The organism is Kribbella sp. C-35 (assembly GCF_046549195.1).
Taxonomy (GTDB): domain Bacteria; phylum Actinomycetota; class Actinomycetes; order Propionibacteriales; family Kribbellaceae; genus Kribbella.
Genome location: NZ_JAJPWG010000003.1, coordinates 1071283 through 1090771, shown reverse-complemented (window position 1 = coordinate 1090771; position 19489 = coordinate 1071283). Strand labels below are relative to the sequence as shown.

Annotated in this window: 15 protein-coding genes and 2 pseudogenes; 8 read left to right on the top strand and 9 right to left on the bottom strand. The window is 68.2% G+C overall.

Annotation, left to right across the window (positions count from 1 at the left end; genetic code table 11):
* The first annotated feature begins 50 nt into the window (after nt 1-50).
* Together ACLJOO_RS25160 and ACLJOO_RS25155 are read left to right on the top strand one after the other, a co-directional pair.
* Nucleotides 51-812 (top strand): MBL fold metallo-hydrolase, encoded by a 762-nt coding sequence (locus tag ACLJOO_RS25160; RefSeq protein ID WP_410789820.1) that lies wholly within the window; start codon nt 51-53, stop codon nt 810-812.
* A 112-nt stretch (nt 813-924) separates the two neighbouring features.
* Nucleotides 925-1395, top strand: coding sequence for a lamin tail domain-containing protein (locus ACLJOO_RS25155; protein ID WP_410789819.1), 471 nt, complete (start codon nt 925-927; stop codon nt 1393-1395).
* On the opposite strand, the gene ACLJOO_RS25150 is transcribed toward ACLJOO_RS25155, so the two are convergent.
* Nucleotides 1392-2252, bottom strand: coding sequence for an MOSC domain-containing protein (locus ACLJOO_RS25150; protein ID WP_410789818.1), 861 nt, complete (start codon nt 2250-2252; stop codon nt 1392-1394). The genes ACLJOO_RS25155 and ACLJOO_RS25150 overlap by 4 nt on opposite strands.
* 56 nt (nt 2253-2308) lie before the next feature.
* Here ACLJOO_RS25150 and ACLJOO_RS25145 point away from each other — a divergent pair, with 56 nt between their 5' ends.
* Nucleotides 2309-2827: a helix-turn-helix domain-containing protein gene (locus ACLJOO_RS25145; protein ID WP_410789817.1), complete on the top strand. Its 519-nt coding sequence runs from the start codon at nt 2309-2311 to the stop codon at nt 2825-2827.
* Here ACLJOO_RS25145 and ACLJOO_RS25140 read toward each other — a convergent pair.
* Together ACLJOO_RS25140 and ACLJOO_RS25135 are read right to left on the bottom strand one after the other, a co-directional pair.
* The gene (locus ACLJOO_RS25140; RefSeq protein WP_410789816.1) at nt 2790-3596 is read right to left on the bottom strand and encodes a spermidine synthase; all 807 of its coding nucleotides are present in this window, start codon (nt 3594-3596) and stop codon (nt 2790-2792) included. The two genes, ACLJOO_RS25145 and ACLJOO_RS25140, sit on opposite strands and share 38 nt — an antisense overlap.
* Before the next feature lie 16 nt (nt 3597-3612).
* Nucleotides 3613-4752, bottom strand: a complete 1140-nt coding sequence (locus ACLJOO_RS25135) for a glycerophosphodiester phosphodiesterase (RefSeq protein WP_410789815.1) — start codon at nt 4750-4752, stop codon at nt 3613-3615.
* Nucleotides 4753-4944: 192 nt separating this feature from the next.
* Here ACLJOO_RS25135 and ACLJOO_RS25130 point away from each other — a divergent pair, with 192 nt between their 5' ends.
* Nucleotides 4945-5937 (top strand): malate dehydrogenase, encoded by a 993-nt coding sequence (locus tag ACLJOO_RS25130; RefSeq protein WP_410789814.1) that lies wholly within the window; start codon nt 4945-4947, stop codon nt 5935-5937.
* 54 nt (nt 5938-5991) lie between these two features.
* On the opposite strand, the gene ACLJOO_RS25125 is transcribed toward ACLJOO_RS25130, so the two are convergent.
* The 3 genes and pseudogenes from ACLJOO_RS25125 to ACLJOO_RS25115 form a co-directional block, all read right to left on the bottom strand.
* A complete protein-coding gene (locus ACLJOO_RS25125) occupies nt 5992-9219 on the bottom strand; it encodes a S8 family serine peptidase (protein WP_410789813.1) in 3228 nt (1075 codons plus the stop codon).
* 71 nt (nt 9220-9290) lie between these two features.
* Nucleotides 9291-12373 (bottom strand): annotated as a pseudogene (locus ACLJOO_RS25120) (S8 family serine peptidase).
* 376 nt (nt 12374-12749) lie between these two features.
* A complete protein-coding gene (locus ACLJOO_RS25115; RefSeq protein ID WP_410789812.1) occupies nt 12750-13460 on the bottom strand; it encodes a transporter substrate-binding domain-containing protein in 711 nt (236 codons plus the stop codon).
* A gap of 165 nt (nt 13461-13625) precedes the next feature.
* Between ACLJOO_RS25115 and ACLJOO_RS25110 the strand changes: the two genes are divergently transcribed.
* Complete coding sequence (locus ACLJOO_RS25110; protein ID WP_410789811.1) at nt 13626-14888, top strand: glycoside hydrolase family 18 protein; 1263 nt, start codon at nt 13626-13628, stop codon at nt 14886-14888.
* Entirely contained in the window at nt 14889-15530 is a 642-nt protein-coding gene (locus ACLJOO_RS25105; RefSeq protein ID WP_410789810.1) for a phosphotransferase, read from the top strand.
* On the opposite strand, the gene ACLJOO_RS25100 is transcribed toward ACLJOO_RS25105, so the two are convergent.
* Nucleotides 15518-16489 carry a helix-turn-helix domain-containing protein gene (locus ACLJOO_RS25100; RefSeq protein WP_410789809.1) on the bottom strand — a complete coding sequence of 324 codons (972 nt, stop codon included), beginning with the start codon at nt 16487-16489 and terminating at the stop codon, nt 15518-15520. The genes ACLJOO_RS25105 and ACLJOO_RS25100 overlap by 13 nt on opposite strands.
* A gap of 71 nt (nt 16490-16560) precedes the next feature.
* Between ACLJOO_RS25100 and ACLJOO_RS25095 the strand changes: the two genes are divergently transcribed.
* A complete protein-coding gene (locus tag ACLJOO_RS25095) occupies nt 16561-16872 on the top strand; it encodes a cupin domain-containing protein (RefSeq protein WP_410789808.1) in 312 nt (103 codons plus the stop codon).
* Here ACLJOO_RS25095 and ACLJOO_RS25090 read toward each other — a convergent pair whose 3' ends face one another.
* Together ACLJOO_RS25090 and ACLJOO_RS25085 are read right to left on the bottom strand one after the other, a co-directional pair.
* Nucleotides 16873-17814, bottom strand: coding sequence for an SMP-30/gluconolactonase/LRE family protein (locus ACLJOO_RS25090; RefSeq protein ID WP_410789807.1), 942 nt, complete (start codon nt 17812-17814; stop codon nt 16873-16875).
* 73 nt (nt 17815-17887) lie between these two features.
* Nucleotides 17888-18868, bottom strand: a complete 981-nt coding sequence (locus tag ACLJOO_RS25085; RefSeq protein WP_410789806.1) for a pirin family protein — start codon at nt 18866-18868, stop codon at nt 17888-17890.
* A gap of 173 nt (nt 18869-19041) precedes the next feature.
* Here ACLJOO_RS25085 and ACLJOO_RS25080 point away from each other — a divergent pair.
* A pseudogene (locus ACLJOO_RS25080) lies at nt 19042-19245 on the top strand (glycosyltransferase family 39 protein); the annotation flags it as partial.
* Between the last annotated feature and the right edge of the window lie 244 nt (nt 19246-19489).

Below are 19489 nucleotides of genomic sequence, written 5' to 3'. Positions count from 1 at the left end.
GACTCGCGGGCCAATGGTGAGACGGGCCGCCCGGCCGGAGGATCGTGGTCATGAAGATCACGCACATCGGCGGCCCGACCGCCGTCCTGAACCTCGGCGGCCTCACGTTCCTGATCGACCCGGCCTTCGACGAGCCCCGCGACTACCAGCTCCCGGGCCGGGTGATGACGAAGCTGACCGGCCCGGCGATCCCGGCCGCGGAGCTCGGCCCGATCGACGTCGCGCTGGTCTCGCACGACGAGCACAAGGACAACCTCGACGACGCCGGCCGCGCACTGCTCCCGTCCATCCCGACCGTCCTCTCCACCCCGGGCGCGGCCGTCCGCATCCCCGGCATCCGCGGGCTGAAGAACTGGGAGTCGATCGACCTGCCCCGGCCGGACGGCGGCGTGATCACGGTGACCGGCGTACCCGCGCTGCACGGCCCGGAAGGCGCCGAGGCCGTGGTCGGTTTCGTCACCGGCTTCGTCCTGCAGGGCGAGGGTCTTCCGACCGTCTACGTCTCCGGCGACAACGCGTCACTCGGCCTGGTGAAGGAGATCGCCGACCGGTTCGCCCCGATCGACGTTGCCGTCCTCTTCGCCGGAGCCGCGCGGACAGGGCTGCTCGGCAACGCCAACCTGACCCTCACGTCGACGGACGCGGTCGAGGCCGCGCGGATCCTCGACCGGGCGACGATCGTCCCCGTCCACACCGAGGGCTGGGCCCACTTCAGCGAAGGCCCGGAGCAGCTCGTCGCTGCGTTCCGTGACGCCGGGCTGGAGGACCACGTCAGGCTGCTGGAGCACGGCGTCGCGACGACCCTTGATTGAGGGCTTGACGAGTACGGAGCGTGACGGATAGCGTGCGTCCGCCGGGGGGAACCGGCAGCTTGCATTCATCGGGCCGGGGGGAATTCGGCCCACTGCCAAGGGGGACATTCCTGTGTTCGTACGACGCTTCCGCACGCTCTTTTCCGCTGCCACGGCCGCCGTGGTGCTGGCCGGTACGGCGGCGCTCGCACCACTGCCGGCCGATGCGGCGATCACCGTCGTCCTGAGCGGGATCCAGTACGACCCGCCGGGCGCGGATGTCCGCACCAACGCGCAACTGAACAACGAATTCTTCACGGTGCGCAACATCAGCTCGCGGCCGATCAACCTGTCCGGATTCCGCGTCCTGGACGCCGCCAACCACCTGTTCGTGTTCCCGCGCGGCTACGTGCTTCCGGGCCGGTCGACCGTCATTGTCCGCACCGGCCAGAACCGGAACCGCGCGCTCACGCTGTACTGGAACCAGAGCTGGTACATCTGGAACAACACCGGCGACACCGCCCGCTTCCAGACCCCGGCCGGCAAGACCTTCGACACCTGCACCTACAAAGCAGTAACGGGCCGCTACCGCGTCGGCTGCTAGGCGCGGGTTGCCGGGGCGGGGTCGGTGCCGTCCGGGATCCATTCGTGGACGGTGATCTCGTCGCCGACGGTGATGTTGCCGGGGGCAAGTACTGCGCCCTTGACGCCGAAGCTCACGCCGCCGCCGTAGGCGGGTTCTCGCCGGTACGTCGCCAGCGTCCGGGTCGGTTCCGGCCCGGACTTGGCGCCGGTGGCCTGATCCACGGTCGGCACCGCGCACCGGATCCCGCGCGCGGAGTACCCGATCTCCACCGCACCCGCGGTCATCCGGAGCACCTTGTCCTCGGTGTGCGGTTCGGTCCACCCGGAAACGACCAGGTTCGGCCGGAAGCGGTTCATCGGAATCGCACCGCCGCCGTGTTCGAGAATGCGTGCATTCAGCCCATCGAGTGAGGCCTGCGACGTGATCATCAACGCGTGCGCGTCGCCGAACCCGGTCAGCCCGCGGTTCACGCCCCACCCGGGCCGCTCATGCTCGGGCGTCACGCGAACCAGGGCGGTCGGCGCACCGAGTCGCGCGGTGAACCACTCGTCCGCGGCCGGGTCCTGCACGATGCCTTGCCCGAACCATTTCTCGAACAGGCTGACGTCCCGCCGCTTCCCGTCGTACCTGATCTCGATCTCGAGGTCGGGCGCGCCGGGCGCGGACAGTCGGAGCTCGTCACCGGCGGGTTCGGCGCGCAGCGTGGCCATCGCGGGCAGCTTGCGTTGGCTCAGGAACGTCCCGTCCGGCTGGACCAGCATGAACAGCCGGTCGTTCAGCAGACCGGTCGGTCCGACGTCGGCGGACTCGACGGGGATCCCGGCAAGACCTTTCACCGGGTAGTAGGCCAGGGCGGCAACCTTTGCGACAGACACAGGCACCAGCCTAACCGGCTTGATCTGTTGAAACATGTTGAGTTATGTTTGAACACGTGGAGGATGTCGCAGCTTTCGCCGCCGCCTTGGATCGGGTACGTCGTCAGGCGGGCCTGAGCTACCGCCAATTGGCTGATCGTGCGCACTACTCGCATGCGCATCTGATCCGCGCGACGAGCGGCGAGCACCTTCCGGCCTGGGACGTGGCGGCCGCCTATCTGACCGGCTGTGGAGTCCCGGCGGATCTGCTGCCGGTCTGGCACCGGCGATGGCAGCAGGCGAGCCGCGACCCGCGCGATATCGTCGGCCTGCTGCAGAACGCGGAGAACCTCGAAGACCTGGGAGTCGCGCTAGCAGCGCTAGCCCGACCCCGCTCCTTGCGAACGCTGGAGCAGCACACCGGGATCCCGCGAGCGACGATCCAGGCGTGGTTGCGCGGCACCCGACTCCCCAGTCGCGATCGCCTCGACCACCTCGTCCGGATGATCGGCGCAACCTCGACCGAACGCGCCGCAGTTTCCGAAGCCGTGGAACGTCTCAGCTCCGGAAGACTGAGGCCGGCGCCCGCGGCGTGATGAAGCCTTCCGCGTCGGTCAGCGGGGCCGCTTTGCCGGCGAGCTCCTGCAAAGGCATCACGTCGTACGGCGGTTGCGCCCGCCTGCCCGCATCCGTCAGATCCGGTACGGGTTGCGGTGACGCCACCATGATGACGTTCCCAAAACCCTTGCCCCGCAGGATCTTCCGCTCAGCGAGTACGACGCCCGCGCCAATCACGTCCAGCACCGTCGCCGCCGTACGCCGGATGAACGGCAGCCCGGCCTTCCCGTCGATCAGGTTCGCAATCAATACGCCGGTAGGTCGCAGCACCCGAGCGCACTCACCAAAGAACTCCGCCGTCACGAGATTCGAAGGAACCGCCTCGTGCTCGAAGGCATCCAGGATCACCAGATCCATCGAGTCGTCGTACAACTCGGTGATCCCCGCCCGCCCGGTGACCGGGCGAACCTTGATCCCGGACCGCTTCGGCAACGGCAGCGCCTCACGCACGAACTCGGTCAGATCCTCATCGGGCTCGAGCACGATCTGCCGGGACCGCGGCCGCGTCACGGCGACGTACCGCGGCAAGCTCAGCGCGGCCCCGCCGACATGCGCGACCGCGACCGGCTGACGCCGTGGCGCGACCGCGTCCACAACGTCGCCGATCCGGCGCATGTACTCGAACGACAGGTTCCCCGGGTCGGCCAGATCCACCTGCGACTGCGGCGACCCGTCGACCCGCAGCACGAACGTCCCATCGGCCTGAGCCTCGACGCTCGCGATCCCGGAGGCGGTCCTACGTTCCACCCGCCCATCCTGTCAGCTACTTGGATTCACGTTCCTCCGCCACCGCGACGTCGGTGTTGTCGGTGAAGAGCCCGTCGATCCCGGCCTTGCGGTACGCCGCGATCTCGCCGAACAGGTTGCCCGAGTCCGCCGGCACCGCCGAGCTGTCGAACTCGGCCGGCAGGAACGTGTTCTCGACCCGGAACGTGTACGGGTGCACGACCAGACCGGCCTTGTGCGCGTCGGCGACCAGCGCGGTCGGCTTCCCGAGCTTGCCGGTCGCGTCGAGCGGAATCACCTGGTCCTTGCTCGGCCCAACTCCCTCGGCGTACGTCGCCACCTCGCGCAAGCCGGTGGCGCTGACGATGTCGGCGTACGTGCGCTTGTCACCGGAGACCACGAAGTCGTACGGCGCACCGCTCGAGCTGGTCAGCTGCACCAGCGGGACGCGGAGCTCCTTGTGCAGCGCCTTCAGGTTCGAGACCTCGAAGGATTGCACGAACACCTTCGCTCCGGGGCGGTTCAGGCCGTTGCGGTTCAGCGTCCGCACCAGCTCGGGCTCGAGCGCGAGACCCTGCTGACGGAAGTACGTCGGGTGCTTGGTCTCCGGGTAGATGCCGATCGGGCGGCCGAGTTCCTTGGAGAGCCGCTTGCTGAGGTCGATCACTTCCTGGAAGGTCGGGATCTGGTAGTGCCCGTTGAACACGGTGTTGTGCTGCCGGACCGCCGGGATCCGCTCGACCGCGCGCAGCGTCTTCAGCTCGGCCAGCGTGAAGTCCTCGGTGAACCAGCCGGTGACCGCGACCCCGTCGAGCAGCTTGGTCTTCTTCCGGCCCACGAACTCGGGGTGGTTCGCGACGTCCGTCGTACCGCCGATCTCCGGCTCGTGCCGCGCGACCAGCACCCGGTCCTTGGTGGTGACCAGGTCGGGCTCGATGAAGTCGGCGCCCATCCGGGCGGCCAGCTCGTACGACGCGAGCGTGTGCTCGGGCCGGTACCCGGACGCACCGCGGTGCCCGACGATCACGAAGTCGTCGCGCTTGTCCGTCTGCACCGACTGCTCCGTCTGCGCCGACTGCTCTGAATGCGCCGAGTGCACGGTCTGCGGGACGAGCACCGACGCGGTCACGGCGAGCGCCGAGACGGCGACCGGCACCAGCCGGGCGGACAGCTTCATGATGATTCTCCTTACGGGTCAGGAACTGGGAGCTACCCTCGGGCACCGCTGCGGCGGACCGACGTACGCCGGATGACCGGCCGGTGAATGATCCATCGAGATGTGAGGTATTACGCCCTGCCCCAGCGTTGGGCTGAGACACCTGGCTTGCTAGCGTCCCAAGCACACAATCGGATGAGCTAGGAGCCTGTCGTGAGCACTACACCGGTGAAGGTGGCCGTTACCGGGGCCGCAGGGAATATCGGTTACAGCCTGCTGTTCCGGATCGCGAGCGGCGCGCTGCTCGGGCCGGACACGCCGGTGGAGCTGCGGCTGCTGGAGATCACCCCGGCGCTGAAGGCGCTCGAGGGCGTCGTGATGGAGCTCGACGACAGCGCGTTCCCGACGCTCGCCGGGATCGAGATCGGCGACGACCCGAACGTCGTCTTCGACGGTGTCAACGTCGCGCTGCTGGTGGGCGCGCGGCCGCGGACCAAGGGGATGGAGCGCGGCGACCTGCTGGAGGCGAACGGCGCGATCTTCACCGTCCAGGGCAAGGCGCTGAACGACCACGCCGCCGACGACATCCGGATCACCGTCACCGGCAACCCGGCGAACACCAACGCGCTGATCGCGAAGAGCAACGCGCCGGACATCCCGGCCGAGCGGTTCTCGGCGCTGACCCGGCTGGACCACAACCGGGCGCTGGCGCAGCTGGCGAAGAAGACCGGCAGCCCGGTCACCGACATCAAGAAGCTGACGATCTGGGGCAACCACTCCTCCACCCAGTACCCGGACATCTTCCACGCCGAGATCGCCGGGAAGAGCGCGGTCGAGGTGATCAACGACCAGGACTGGGTGGAGAACGACTTCCTCCCAACCACGCAGAAGCGCGGCGCCGCGATCATCGAGGCCCGCGGCGCGTCGTCGGCGGCCTCCGCGGCGGCCGCCACCATCGACCACACCCGCGACTGGCTGAAGGGCTCGGCCGAGGGTGACTGGCTGTCGATGGCGGTCGTCTCCGACGGTTCGTACGACGTACCGGAAGGCCTGATCTCGTCGTTCCCGGTGACCGCCAAGGACGGCAACTGGGAGATCGTCCAGGGCCTGGAGATCAACGAGTTCTCCCGCGGCAAGATCGACGCCTCGACCGCCGAGCTCGGCGAGGAGCGCGCCGCCGTGAAGGACCTCGGCCTGATCGGCTGACAGCTCGCCTGACAGAACGGCCCCCGGGATGTGCTCCGAGGGCCGTTCTGCTGATCACCGCAGGTTGTAGGCGGCGATCACGGTTTGCGTCGTGCTGTTCCCGGCCGCGTCCGTCGCGGTGGCGCGCAGCGAGACGGTCTTGCCGGCCGGCGTCGGGAAGATCGCCTTGCCGCCGGCGACCGGTGCCTGACGCCAGGTCGCTCCGGCGTCGTCGGAGTACTCGATCTTCACCTTTGTCACGCCCTTGACCTCGTACGGCAACACCGTGACCGGCTTGCGTGTCATGGTGTTGCTCCCGTCCACCTCCGGCCGGAATGTGACGGTGTAGATCGGGACGCTCGTCCGGTCCGCCGACGACGTGAACGTCGCCTCCAGATCGGTCCGCGTCGAGAACGGCCACAGCGCCTGCGTGCCGGTCGTGACCAGCTTGTACGACGCCTTACCGGCGGGCAGGTCCGCGACGTCGACGTTGCCGAAGTACGGCGTGGACGCGATCTCGGTCCCGTCGCGGTAGAGCTTCGTACTCGCCGACGTCCTGGTGATGGAGCCGACATGCCCGTCCGCGTCGGTGAGGCCGTACAGCGCGATGTTCAGCGCATTTCCCGACCGCGTCGCGGCGTACAGCGACGGCACGAACGTGGCCGCGTTCCACCGCTCCTGGTAGTACCGGCCGGCCTTGTACAGCACCGGCTTCCCCTCCAGGCGCCACTTCGGGAACGGGAGGTCCGAACCGTCCGTGTCCTCCTCGACCCGGCCGGACCAGCCGTACTGCGTGTCGTCGAGGTAGTACCGGATGGTCCGCGGTACGTCGAGACGGATCACGCGGGCCCAGCCACCGCCGCCGTCCGGCATCACCGGGTGCAGCATCCTGAACACCCGGGGATCCGCGGTCGCGTTGACCGTGCTGTCCACCGTCGCGAGGTCGGACTGCTTCACCTGCCGGTCGAATCCGGTGGGGAACTCGCCCGGGAAGTAGTTCGCGATCCCGTACAGGTACGGCGTGTTCGTGAACAACCCGTCCGCACCCCGCACACCCCACTGCGACGTGACGTGCCCGGTCAGCTCGGCCGCGGACAGCCGCGGGCCGGCGCTGTACGTGTACATCGTCCCGGACAGGAACCCGCCCGCGGAGTAGATGTACGTGCCGTCCTTGGTCTTCCGGTCGAAGCCGATGTCCGAGTTGGCCTGCTTCGCGTCGGCCTTCGGCACCGACGTGGTGACCGGCTTCGCCTTCCGCGCATCGAGGACGACCGTCTGGTCCGAGGTGAGCTTCACACTGGGCGCGGTCAGGATGAAGAAGATCCAGTCCTCCGGTCCGCGCTCGAACTCCTGGAACTGGTCGACCGTGTACTCGCCCTGCGGCAGCCTGAGCGTCACCGTCCCGGTCTCGTCCGGCGAGTACATGTCGTGCTGGTCATTGTCGATGCCGGTCAGCGTCATCGGGTAGTCCGGGTCCGGTGCACCGTCGGGCCGGATCAGCTTGACGGTCAGGTTGTACGTCGGACCTTCCTTGTCCACACCCACCGGTACGACGACCGTCTGGCCGCCCCCGGTGGCCATGATCCGACCGCTGTACAGCCCATCCGCCCCGCCGAGCGCGGTGTCCGACGTCGCCTGTACGGACGCCGTACCACCCGCCGGGACGGTCACCGAGTCGGCGCTCAGCTTCAGCGCACCGGCAGGAGCCGCCGCGCCGTCGGGACCGTTCAGCACCGACGTCAGCGACAGCGTGACGGCCGCGTCGCCCAGGTTGCGGAACGTCAGGTCGCGCGTGACCGGCTGGTCATCGGAGTGCGGGTACGACGCCTTCCCGAAGGACACGTTGCCGGACTCGGCTACCACGCTCTGCTTGATCGCCGTGGTCAGGTCGATCCGCCCCGCGCCCTGCTGGAATGCCGTCTGATCGGCCGCGACCTTCGCCGATCCCATCAACGCCGCCTTCACCTCGGCCGGCGTCCAGGACGGGTGCTCCTGCAGCAGAATCGCTGCAGCGCCGGCGGTGTGAGGCGTCGCCATCGACGTACCGGAGAGCCGCAGGTACTGGTCGCCGACCGGTTCACCGATCGACGAGTCCTTCGACTTCGCCGCCACGATGTCCGTGCCCGGCGCGGTCACGTCCGGCTTCAGCGCGCTGTCGCCGACCCGCGGCCCGCGGCTCGACGTCTCGTTGAGCTGGTCCTGCTTGGTCACGTTGCCGACCGTCAGCGCCGCGTCCGCACTGCCCGGCGAGCTGATCGTCCCGTCCCCCGGACCTTCGTTGCCGGCGGCAATCACAAACAAGGTGCCGGACTGCGCGGTCAGCCGGTTCACGGCCTCCTCGACCGGGTCGAGCTCCGGCGTGTCCTGGCCGCCGATGCTGAGGTTGACGATCTTCGCCTTGACCTCGTTCGCGGCCCATTCCATCCCGGCGAGGATCGCGGACTCGTCGCAGCCCCAGACCTCGCAGATCTTGCCGTCGTAGATGCGCGCGTCCGGCGCCACGCCTTTGTAGCGCCCGTCCGACGCGGCACCGGTGCCGGCGATCGTCGACGCGACGTGCGTACCGTGGCCGACCAGGTCGTCGGCCGACTCCGTGGTGAAGTTCTTCTCCCCCGCGATCTGCGTCGCGAGGTCCGGGTGGGTCGCGTCGACACCGGAGTCGAGCACCGCGACCGACACGCCCTTGCCGGTGTACCCGGCCTGCCACGCGACCGGTCCGCCGATCTGCGGCACCGACTGGTCCAGCAGCAACTTCCGCTTACCGTCCAGCCACAACTTGCTGAACCCGGCCGAACTCATGAACGCCTTGGTGTTGCTCTTGCTGACCTTCATCGCCGTGCCGCTGATCGACGGCAACTGCCGCGTGACCCGCGCTCCGGCCGGTACGGCGCGCTTCGCAGTGCCGGCGTACGTCGTCAGCACCGGGATGGTGCTCGTCGACGCGTCGTCGTACCCGTCCTTCACCAACTCGGCGACATCGAAGAGCCGGCGGTCGATCCGGCCGTTCCCGACTGCCTTGTAGACGTCGGCCGGGATCACGTAGGCGTGACCCCGGACGCGGTAGGTGTTGAAGCCGACGTGTTCACGGCCGGCGCCGGGCTCGACGGTCGCCTTGGTCACGTCTCCGCCGGGCAGCAGCACCCGGTCGCCGGTGATCAGCGTGACGCTGACGTCCTTGCCCTGTTTGTTCCCCTCTGTCCTGACCGCTGCGGCCGCAGTGGGTGTCAGCACCCCGACGGCAAGGCCCGCGACCGCCAGGACGGCGATCGCGGGCTTTCCTCTGCGCGTGGATCTCGAACTCACAGCCTCACCCCAAAAAGTCGGTTGTCTGCGCAACACCTAGAACGCGGCAACCGGTCTCCGGGGTTGCGTCGTCAGCGCATCGCGTAGGACCTGATAACGGTGAGGTCCGTAACGTTGCCGGCGCCGTCGACCAGGTGCGACCGCAGCGAGACGGACTTTCCGGCCGGCGTCTGGAAGATCGCCTTGTACCGGCCGTGACCCATCGGCGCGACCGCGGCGTTCTTCCAGGTCTTACCGTCGTCGCCGGACACCTGGACCGTCAGCTTGCGAATCACCGGCAGCTGCTGCCCAGCCTGCGGGCTCACCACGACGGGCAGCACAGTCACCGGCTTGCGCTCGGCCACGTTGTGATCGTCCACCGTGGGCTGGTAGCGGATGCCCAGCAGCGGCAGCCTGGTCTCCTCGGACGTGGCCGCCGAACTGAACGTCCACCGCAGATCCGTCCGGGTCGCGAACGGGCTCTTCGACTGCGTCTGCGTCGACTCCAGCGTGTACGTCGTCTTCGCCGCAGGCAGGTCGGACGCTTCGACGTACCCGAAGTACGGCGACTCGGCGACGACCTTCCCGTCCTGGATCAGCTTGCTGGACTCGGAGTCGGTGGCGACGAACCCACCGTTCCCGTCCGCGTCACCGAGACCGAAGGCGGACAGGAACAGGTTGTTCTCGAGTCGGACCGCCGCGTCCGGCGCAATCGAGAAGGCCGCCGCGTTGAACCGCTCGTCGTACGACTTCCCGGCCCGGTACGCCTTCGACGGCGAGATCAGCCGGCTGATCGTCTGCGGGAACGGGTCCTCCGGGTCGGTGCTCGGGATGATCTCGTCGACCTCTGTCTGCCAGGTGGCCGGCTTGCCGTCGACGTACGCCGTCGTGGTCAGCGGCGCCTTGCCGTACGTCAGCCCGACCGCCCAACCGCCGCCCATCCCCGGCGCGTTGCCGAACACGACCCGTTCGTGATCGCGGTCGCTGGTGGCGTTGACGGTCTGCCGGAGCGTGGCCTGCTCCTTCGCCTTGACGGCCCGCACGAACCCCGTCGGGAACACTCCCGGGAACGTGTCGAGCTGACCGACGATGTACGGCGAGTTGTTGAACGTCCCGTCCGCGTCCGGCTTCGCCCACTGCGACGCGACATGGCCGGTCAACTGCTCGGGCGGGAACACCGACGATCCCACCTGCGCGGAATACATCGCCCCGAATCCGAACGACAGACTGGCGTAGCTCAGTCCGAACTGACCGTCTGCAGACTTCCGGTCGAACCCGACGTCGGCGAGCGCGGCCTCCGCGCCGGCCTGCGGCACGGTCACCTTGACCGGCTTCGTCGTCCGCGCGTCGAACACCACCGTGGTGTCCTCGGTGAGCTCGACCGACGGCTGCAGCAGCCCGTAGCTGGCGAAGTCGCCGTTCGGCAGCTCGACGAACTGGTTGCTCTGCACCAGGTACTCGCCCTTCAGCAACCGCAGCGTGAGCGTGTCGGTACCGTCGCCCAGGAACTGGAACAGGTTCCGGTCCATCGCGGACAGGGCGCCCGCGAACTCGGTCGGCTTTCCGTCCGCGCCGATCGCCTTCAGGGTGAGGTTGTAGCTCTCCTTCTCCTTGTCCACGCCGATCGCCGACGTGACGCTGACGTCGCCCGCGGCCGCGGTGAGGCGGCCGGAGTACGTGCCGTCCGGACCGTCGTGCTTGGTGTTCGAGGTCGCCTGGACCGTGGCGGTGCCGCCCGCCGGGACGGTGACCGTCGTCGCACTCAGCTTGAGGGCGTCCGCCGGAGCGGGGCTGCCGTCCGGTCCGTTCAACGACGCGGCCAGGTTGAGCGTCACCGCCTGGTCGCCGAGGTTCCGGTACGTCACGGTCTTGGTGACCGGGGCGTCGTCGTCGTGCGGCCAGACCGCCGTACCGAACGAGATGTTGCCGGGTTCGGCGATCACGGTCTGCTTGATGCCCTTGGCAACATCCACCCGGCCGGCGCCCTGCTCGAACGCGGTCTGGTCCGCGGCCGGCTTGGCCGAACCCATCAGCGCGCCCTTGAGCTCGGCGGCCTTCCAGTTCGGGTGCTCCTGCGCGAGGATCGCGGCCGATCCCACCACGTGCGGCGTCGCCATCGACGTACCGTCGAGACGCAGGTAGTCGTCGCCGACCGGCTCGCCGATGATCGAGTCCTTCGCCTTCGCGGCGACGATCGAAACCCCCGGCGCGCTGATGTCCGGCTTCACCGCGCCGTCGCCGACGCGCGGGCCGCGGCTGGAGAAGTCGGCCAGCTGGTTCTGCTTGTCGACCGCGCCGACGGTGAGCGCGGCGTCCGCGCTGCCCGGCGATCCGATGGTCTGCTCACCCGGGCCGTCGTTGCCGGCGGCAATCACGAACAGGGTGCCGGTCTGCGCGGTGAGCCGGTTCACGGCCTCCTCGAGCGGGTCGATCCCTGGGGTGTCGGTGCCGCCGAGGCTCAGTTGACGACCTTGGCCTTGACCTCGGTCGCGGCCCACTCCATCCCGGCCAGGATCGCGGAGTCCGGGCAGCTGCCGAAGTCGTCGCAGACCTTGCCGTCGTACAGCCTCGCGTCCGGGGCCACGCCCTTGTACTTGCCGCTCGACGCGGCCGCCGTACCGGCGATCGTTGAGGCGACGTGCGTACCGTGACCGAAGTGGTCGCCGTCAGGTGCGTCGGTGAAGTTCTTGCCGCCGACCACCTGGGCGGCGAGGTCGGGGTGCGACTTGTCGATCCCGGTGTCGAGGACCGCGACCGGGATGCCCTGGCCGGTGTAGCCCGCCTGCCAGGCGGTCGGCGCGCCGATCTGCGGGACCGACTGGTCCAGCGTGACCTTGCGCTTGCCGTCGAGCCAGATCTTGTCGATGCCAGCCGCGTCCAGCACCTTGGAGTCCTTGGTGACCTTCAGCGCGGCGCCGTTGATGACGGGCAGCTGACGCGCGACAGTCGCTCCCGGTATGGCGGCACGCTTCTGCGCCTTGCCGCCGTACGTGACGATCAGCGGCAGCGTCTCGTCGTACCCGTCTTTGAGCAGCGCTGTCACGTCGAACAGGCGGCTGTCGAGCTTCCCGCCGGCCAGGCGCGCGCTGACGTCGGACGGTACGACGTACAAGTGGTCTTTCAGCCGGTACGAGCTGAACGCGACGTCGGTCCGGCCCTTGCCGGGCCGGATCATGGCGCGGGCGGGGTCGCCGCCGCGCAGGGTGACCCGGTCGCCGGTGATCAGCGTGACGCTCTGGTCTTTGCCCTGCACGGGGGCTGGATTGGCTTGCGGGCCGGCTACTGCCTGGCCCGGGGTAGTGAGCCCGAAGGCGGCGATCAAGGCGACGGCGGCAACGCCGAGGCGCCTCGATCGTGGTGTGGATACCACGATGAGTCCCTCCCGATCGGTTGTCCTCACAGCGGGCCGCACTAGACCACTCACAGAGCGGAGTCGCGCGGCCACTCACCGATAGATGTCCGGACCCTATCGAATGGTTGCCAGAACCACTTGCCACGGCAGGTTGTTGCCTCGTCACTGCCCGTAAGGGCAGGCGGGTCAGGCGGCGGGTTCAGGCGGGCGGGGCAACCGTGGCGTCGGCCTGGCCGGAGGCGGCGAGGGACGCGGCGATGAAGCCTGAGGACTTCAGATCCTCGATCAGGTCGTGCAGGTAGGCGACCGTGTCCGGGTGCTTGGACTTCGCGGTGCCGACGGCCTGCTGGATCTGCATGAACCGCTCGTCGATCAGGCGCAGCTCCGGGTGCTCGGCGACGTACCGGGTGATCGGCTGCCGGATGCCGGCGGCGACCTCGAGACCCTCGTCGCGGAACACGTCGACACCCTCCGCCCCGCGGACAACCGTTGCCTGCTGCAACGTCCTGGTCAGGTAGAGGTCGTACGCCGACCCCTGCTTCACCCCGATCCGCACCCTCGGCGCATCCACCTCGGCGACCGCGGTCAGCTTGGAGTCCTGTGGTACGGCGAACACGCCCTCGATCACGACGTACGGCGCCGTGAACGCCACCTCGGCCGCCCGCGCCGGGTCGATCGCGAGAAAGCAGAGATCCGCCTGCCCGGTCGTCATCGCCTCGAACGACTTCCGCGCCGCATCGAAACACACCAACTCCAACGACACCCCCAACCGCCGCGCCAACTCCCGCGCAACATCAACAGTCACCCCACCCGGTGCCTCCACCGTCCCCTGCGCCAACACCGGATTCCCCAGATTGATCGAGGCCCTCAGAACCCCATCCGATGCCAGATCCGCAGCCACAGTCGTCATACCGCCGACCCTATCCATGCCCTGCGGCCGAACCAGCCGACGACTGACGAATCTCGTCAGTCGTGATCCCGGAGGATCCTGGTCACGCCCTAGTTTTTGCAGAGACATTGCTTAAGTCGGTCGGTGGTCCTACTGTGTGCGCAGGAACCGTCCGATGGGGGTGTTATGAGGCGTCGGAGTGTGGGGCTGCTGATGGCGGCTGCGATGGTCGTACCAACGACTGCCGCCGTACCTGCGGAAGCGCACGGCAGCACCAAAAGAGTGGTGGGGTACTACACCAACTGGAGTGGGTACGGCCGGAACTTTCTGGTCAGCGATCTGGTGAAGAACGGGTCCGCGGCCCGGCTGACCCAGATCAACTACGCGTTCGGATTCGTCGACGCCCAGGGGAACTGCCTCAGCAGCGACCCGTGGGCCGACTACCAGCGACCGTTCACCGCCGAGCAGAGCGTCAACGGCAAGGCCGACGAGCCCGGACAGGTGCTCAACGGCAACCTCAATCAGCTCAAGCAGCTGAAGCAGAAGTACCCGAAGCTCCGGATCAGCATCTCGCTCGGCGGCTGGACCGGCTCGGCGCACTTCTCCGACGCGGCGCTCACACCGGCCTCGCGGGCCGCGCACGTGAAGTCGTGCCTCGACCTGTGGCTGAAGGGCAACCTCCCGGATCTTCCTGCCGGCACCGCGAAGGGCATCTTCACCGGCATCGACCTGGACTGGGAATGGCCTGCCAGCGAAGGCAACCCGGGCAACGTGATCCGGCCGGAGGACAAGCAGAACTTCACCGCGCTGGTGCACGAGTACCGCAAGCAACTCGACCGGTTGCCGGGCAGGCACGACCTGACCGCGTTCCTGCCTGCGAACCCGGCGATGATCGACCGCGGCTTCGAGGTCCGTCAGCTGTTCAAGGACCTGACGTTCGGTACGACGCAGGGGTACGACTACCACGGTCCGTGGGAGACGCTCACCAACCAGCAGTCCGCGATCGACGGACCGGCAGGCGATCCGACGACCCCGGAGTTCAGCTCACAGGTGACGATCGACGCCTATCTGGCCCGCGGCGCACCACGGAGCAAGCTGGTGATGGGCGTGCCGTTCTACTCGCACGGCTGGACCGGCGTGACAGACCAGAACCATGGTCTCTTCCAACCGTCGACCGGTCCGGCGCCCTCGACGTTCGACGCCGGCACCGAGGACTACCGCTACCTGAAGGCCCAGTTGGCGAACTACACGGTCTACCGCGACAACCGCGCCGGTTTCGCCTGGCTGTTCGACGGTACGACGTTCTGGACCTGGGACGACCCGGTCGAGATGAAACGCAAAGCGCAGTACATCTCGCACCGCGACCTGGGCGGCGCGATGATCTGGTCACTCGACGGCGACACCGCAAATGGGGAGCTGATTTCAGCGTTGCACCGTAACCTTCGCTGAGTGGATCTGAATCTTCTCCAGGATCGGTTCGGCGCCGACGGCGCCGAACCGGTCCACGTCGGTTGCTCCGGGGCGACGGTCGTCCGGCTCGAGCGCGGGCCGGAACGCCTCTACTACAAGGCCGGCCCCGGCGTCTCCGACGAGGCGGACCGACTGGCATGGCTCGGCGCGACCGGCTTCCCCTGCCCGCGCATCGTTGACCAAGGCAACAACTGGCTGCTGACCACGGAGCTGTCCGGCCGCGACGCGTCCCAACCGTGGCCGGCGCGCGACCGTCCCGCCGTACTCGCGGCGATCGCTTTGGGCCTGCGGGCTCTGGACGAGTTGACTGGTTGCCCGTTCGTCTCGCCCTTCCCCGGATCCGGCACCGCCGTGACCCACGGGGACTACGCGGTGCCGAACGTCTTCATCGACCCGACGACACTGCGCTTCACCGGCGTCCTGGATCTCAGTCGACTCGGTGCCGGCGACCGGTACGTCGATCTTTCGTTGATGTTCAAGAGCCTGCGCGGCACACTCAACCCGCAGTACGGCGGACCGCCCGCGGCGCGACGTTTCGTCGAGCTGTACGGCGGGGATCCGGACGACCCGCGCATCGAGCACTACATCACGCTCGACGACACCGGCGACTACTTGCCCTGATAGGCACGGCGGTAGGCGCTCGGGGTGGTGTTGAGTGCGGCACGGAATCTTCTGCGTAGATTGGTCGCGGACGAGAGGCCGACCCGGGTGGCGATGGCGTCGACGGAAAGTTCCGTTTCCTCCAGCAGAACACGTGTTCTGGCGATCCGCTGGGCCAGCAACCACTGCCCCGGCGCCGCACCCAACTGCTCCTCGAACCGCCGCGCCAGCGTCCGCGGCGAGACGTTCACCCGCCGAGCGAGATCCTCGACCGTGATCGGCTTGTGCAGGCGCTCAACAGCCCAATCCAGAACCGCACCCAACGACTCACCCGCCGCCGCGCCCCGTCTCCCGGCCGGAAACCCCTCCGCACCTCTGTTCATCAGTTCTGGGCCCTCGGAGCGGTACTGCAACTGACCACCTTCGCGATGCGGCGGCATCACCATCCGTCGAGCGACCCACGACGCATAGGACGCTCCGTGATCGCGGCGCACCAGATGCAGACACAGATCGATCCCGGTCCCTGACCCGCCACTCGTCGCCACATCCCCGTGGTCGACGTACAGCACGTCCGGATCCACTTGGACCGCGGGGAATCGGCGCTGCAGTTCGTCGGCGTACCGCCAATGCGTCGCGACCCGGCGCCCGTCGAGCACCCCGGTCGCGGCCAGCAGGTACGCACCCGAGCAGATGCTGACGAGTCGCGCCCCGCGCCGATGGGCTCGCGTGAGCGCACGCAGTACCTGCTCGGACGGCTCGCGATTGATCGGCAGCCAACCTGGCACGACGATCGTGTCGGCGCGGTCGAGTGCTCGCATGCCGGACCTGACCACCATGTCGAAACCCTCGGTGGTGCGGAGGTTTCCGGGGTGTTCGGTGCAGACGCCGAAGCGGTACGGCGGATCGCGGAAGACCGCCGCCGCACACCCGAGCTCGAAGCTGGCCTGCGGCGCGGTCACCAATGCGACGACGCGGTGCATGGCAGAAAAGTACCTGATCGGGACTTTCCTGACACTGGGACAAGCCGGTGCACGGCGCGACGATCGGAGGCATGGAGAACTACGAGTGGGCGTCGGTCGACGACGCACCAGTCCGCGAACTGTTTCCCGGCATCAGATTGCGGCCGCTGTGGTCGGGAGCGGTCGCCAAGGCGTTCGTGCTGCAGATGGATCCGGGATCGAGCTGGCAAGGCATCGACGTACACGATCCCGGTCCGGAGGAAGTCTTCGTCGTCGACGGCGTGTTCAACGACGGTGACCGCGACTACCCGGCCGGTTCGTTCATCCACGCCCCAGCCGGGTCGTCGCACGTTCCGCAGTCCGCGCAGGGCTGCACGTTGTTCCTGTTCTACCCCGAGGGCTGATCAGGGCTTGTCGAGCTGCACCACGTCGAAGTCCGTCCCGGGCGGCGCCCCGGGCCCGAACGGCGGCGGGAAGCCGAGGTCGAAGCGGCCGTTGACCAGCGCCAGCCGGTTGCCGTCCTCGGCGACGGTGGTCGGCACCCGGAACAGCGAATTGGTGACGGCGGCAACGATCTCGCCGCTGGTCAGATCCGCACTCAGCTCGATCTTGACGAGGCGGTTGGCGAAGTTCTCCACCACCCACAGGTTCCTGCCGTCGAGCAGGATGCCGTCCGGCGTACCGGGTGTGATCGCGCCACCGGTGATCGCGATGGCCCGGCTCGCGCCGCTCTCGGGATCGACCAGGTACATCGTCGCGCGCGAGGAGTGACCGACGATCAGGTGCTTGCCGTCCCGGGTGGCGTCGATGCCGTTCCAGTTCGGGAAGTCCCCTATGACGGCTGCCGGACCGCTGTAGGGGATGGTCTGCGGGGCGCCGATCCGGCCGCCGGGCCCGATCGGGACCTTGTAGAACACCGGGCTGAAGGTGTCGGTGAAGTACGCCGCGTCGTGGGTGACTACGACGTCGTTGATCAGAGTGCCGGCCACCGAACTGAGCACGAGGTCGGCGACCGTCGACCCGTCGCGGGTGCTGTAGACGTAGCCGTGACCGGTAGGCCCGCCCGCGACCCAGAGCCGCTGTGCGGCTCGCTCGACCTTCATCCCGGCGGCGATCCGGCCCGGCGGCGCGTCGACGAAGATCGCGCCCTCGCCGGTCCGCAGGCTGCCGCGATAGATGTCACCGCTGCGCAGCGAACCGGCGTAGAACGTGCTCTCCGGGCCGGTGGCGATGCCCTCCGGCTGGAAGTCCACCGGCAACGGAATCGATGCCGGGAACGGTGCGGCCGCGGCGACCGTCAGTGCTACCGCGGACACGATCAGCGCAAGTTTCCGCAAGTACGACATGATGCCCCCTGCAACTTCCCGAATCCCCTTGCTGCGAAGGTAGATCCGGGGGTTGCCGGTGTCCAGGGCGGGACTATTCGGTACTGCGGAGTTCCGTCGGGGCGCCGTGGACCGCGGGGATGCTGCCGAGCTTGCCGGCCTGGAAGTCCTCGAAGGCCTGGATGACCTCGGCGCGGGTGTTCATCACGAACGGACCGGCCATCGCGACCGGCTCGCGGATCGGGCGGCCGCCGATCACCAGTACGTCGAGGTTCGGCTCCGCTTGCGGCTGCGTCGTACCCGCCGCCGTACGGATCGTGTCACCGGGACCGAAGACGGCCAGCTGACCCTTGCGGATCGGGCGCCGCTCGGCGCCGACGGTGCCCTGACCGGCCAGCACGTAGACGAGCGCGTTGTACTCCGGCTGCCACGGGAGCACCATCTCCGCGCCGGGGCTGACCGTCGCGTGCACCAACGTGATCGGGGTGTGGGTCGAACCAGGCCCGTTGTGACCGTCAACCGAGCCGGCGATCACGCGGATCAGCGAACCGCCGTCCGGCGTGGACAGCAGCGCGGAGTCACCGCCGCGGATGTCCTGGTAGCGCGGCGGAGCCCACTTGAGCGCCTTCGGCAGGTTCACCCAGAGCTGGATGCCGTGGAACAGGCCACCGCTCATCACCAGGTGCTCGGGCGGCGTCTCGATGTGCAGCAGGCCGCTGCCCGCGGTCATCCACTGCGTGTCGCCGTTGGAGATGACACCGCCGCCACCGTTGGAGTCCTGGTGCTCCATGATCCCGTCGAGCATGTACGTGACGGTCTCGAAGCCGCGGTGCGGGTGCCACGGCGTGCCCTTCGGCTCACCCGGCGCGTACTCGACCTCACCCATCTGGTCCATGTGAATGAACGGGTCCAGGTCACGGAGATCGACGCCCGCGAACGCCCGCCGTACCGGAAAGCCCTCGCCCTCATACCCGCTCGGCGCAGACGTCACCGACTTCACCGAACGCTCGTTCACCGACTCCTGCGCACCGATGCGGGGCAGAACAGTGATGTCACTGACGGTCACGGCGGGCATGATGTGCTCCTCGCTGATTGGTAGTTCAACAATAAACTACCTCCCCGAACCACGGCAAGAGCCCAGGCATTCCCGGCTCACAGGAAGCTTCCAGGGAACGTCCAGGGTTGCCGGAGACGCAGTTGGCACCGATCGCGGGTAGTGCGCTGGCGTTGACGCCGGTCGCCGTACTGATGTTCCGGTTCAACAACCCGGATGCGTTGCTCGTGCTGCTGATGGTGGCCGCGGCGTACTTCGTCGTACGGTCGCTGTCGCACGCTTCGGCGCGGTGGTTGATGCTGGCCGGGGTGGCGATCGGGTTCGCGTTCCTGACCAAGATGGGGCAGGCGCTGCTGGTGCTGCCGGCCTTCACGCTGGTGTACCTGATCGCGGCGCCGACGTCGTTCCGCCGGCGGTTGCTGCATCTGCTCGGCGCGCTCGGTGCGCTGATCGTGAGTGCCGGTTGGTACGTCGCACTCGTCGAACTGTGGCCCGCATCGAGCCGCCCCTATATCGGTGGGTCGACCAACAACTCGCTGCTCGAACTTGCCCTTGGCTACAACGGCCTCGGGCGGCTGCTGGGTGGTTCGGGTAATGGCGGTGGTGGCGGTGGAAGTGCGAACACGGGGTTCGGTGGAAGCA

What these genes read in the sequence shown, in the direction of transcription:
- ACLJOO_RS25160 (WP_410789820.1), top strand. Translation starts at nt 51, where the DNA reads ATGAAGATCACGCACATCGGCGGCCCGACCGCCGTCCTGAACCTCGGC.
- ACLJOO_RS25135 (WP_410789815.1), bottom strand. Translation starts at nt 4,752, where the DNA reads ATGAAGCTGTCCGCCCGGCTGGTGCCGGTCGCCGTCTCGGCGCTCGCC.
- ACLJOO_RS25115 (WP_410789812.1), bottom strand. Translation starts at nt 13,460, where the DNA reads ATGACGACTGTGGCTGCGGATCTGGCATCGGATGGGGTTCTGAGGGCC.
- ACLJOO_RS25110 (WP_410789811.1), top strand. Translation starts at nt 13,626, where the DNA reads ATGAGGCGTCGGAGTGTGGGGCTGCTGATGGCGGCTGCGATGGTCGTA.
- ACLJOO_RS25100 (WP_410789809.1), bottom strand. Translation starts at nt 16,489, where the DNA reads ATGCACCGCGTCGTCGCATTGGTGACCGCGCCGCAGGCCAGCTTCGAG.
- ACLJOO_RS25095 (WP_410789808.1), top strand. Translation starts at nt 16,561, where the DNA reads ATGGAGAACTACGAGTGGGCGTCGGTCGACGACGCACCAGTCCGCGAA.
- ACLJOO_RS25090 (WP_410789807.1), bottom strand. Translation starts at nt 17,814, where the DNA reads ATGTCGTACTTGCGGAAACTTGCGCTGATCGTGTCCGCGGTAGCACTG.
- ACLJOO_RS25085 (WP_410789806.1), bottom strand. Translation starts at nt 18,868, where the DNA reads ATGCCCGCCGTGACCGTCAGTGACATCACTGTTCTGCCCCGCATCGGT.